This window comes from Streptomyces sp. MZ04 (assembly GCF_004684775.1).
In the GTDB taxonomy this organism is placed as follows: domain Bacteria; phylum Actinomycetota; class Actinomycetes; order Streptomycetales; family Streptomycetaceae; genus Streptomyces.
This window is the reverse complement of sequence record NZ_SRIC01000601.1, coordinates 1-937: the sequence shown is the minus strand read 5'-3', so window position 1 is coordinate 937 and position 937 is coordinate 1. Positions and strand designations below refer to the sequence as shown.

Here is a 937-nt window from a genome sequence, read left to right as displayed (position 1 = left end):
GCCCCACCTCACCTGAACGGGAGTAACCCCGCATGACCGAAGCCGCCGCCCTTCCCGGACAGCCTCGGGGTGGAGTTCTCAGCGGTCGCGCAACGGCCCGCGCCGTCAACGTGCTCGCTCCCAACGCGTCCGCGATGACCCTCGACGGCACCAACACATGGATCGTCGCGGAGCCGGACTCCGGCCTCGCGGTCGTCATCGACCCCGGCCCCCTGGACGACGCGCACCTCCAGAACGTCATCGCCACCGCCGAGAAGGCCGGACAGCGCGTAGCCCTGACCCTCCTCACCCACGGCCACCCCGACCACGCGGAAGGCGCCGCCCGCTTCGCCGAGCTGACCGGCACCAAGGTGCGGGCCCTCGACCCGGCGCTGCGGCTCGGCGACGAGGGACTCGCCGCGGGTGACGTCATCACGACGGGCGGCCTCGAGCTGCGCGTCGTGTCGACGCCGGGCCACACCGCGGACTCGCTGTGCTTCCATCTCCCGGCCGATCAGTCCGTGCTGACGGGGGATACGGTCCTGGGCCGCGGTACGACGGTCGTGGCGCACCCTGACGGCCGCCTGGGGGACTATCTGGACTCGCTGCGCCGCCTCAGGTCGCTGACGGTCGACGACGGCGTACACACGGTCCTGCCGGGCCACGGCCCGGTCCTGGAGGACGCGCAGGGCGCCGTCGAGTTCTACCTCGCGCACCGCGCGACCCGCCTGGCCCAGGTGGAGACGGCCGTCGAGAACGGCCACGTGGCGCCCGCGGACGTCGTCTCCCACGTGTACGCGGACGTCGACCGCTCGCTCTGGCCGGCGGCGGAACTCTCGGTCCGGGCACAACTGGACTACCTGCGGGAACACGGCCTGATCTGACGGCCGTTTCACCTCACCTCAGCCCAGCCCCCTCTAGCTCAGCCCAGCCCAGCAGCCCAGCTCAGCCCAGCAGC

1 protein-coding gene is annotated in these 937 nt (G+C 72.4%); it reads left to right on the top strand.

The window, feature by feature from the left end; translation table 11 throughout:
- Window positions 1-32: 32 nt before the first annotated feature.
- Window positions 33-863: an MBL fold metallo-hydrolase gene (locus E2651_RS43425; RefSeq protein ID WP_135336752.1), complete on the top strand. Its 831-nt coding sequence runs from the start codon at window positions 33-35 to the stop codon at window positions 861-863.
- Window positions 864-937 lie beyond the last annotated feature (74 nt).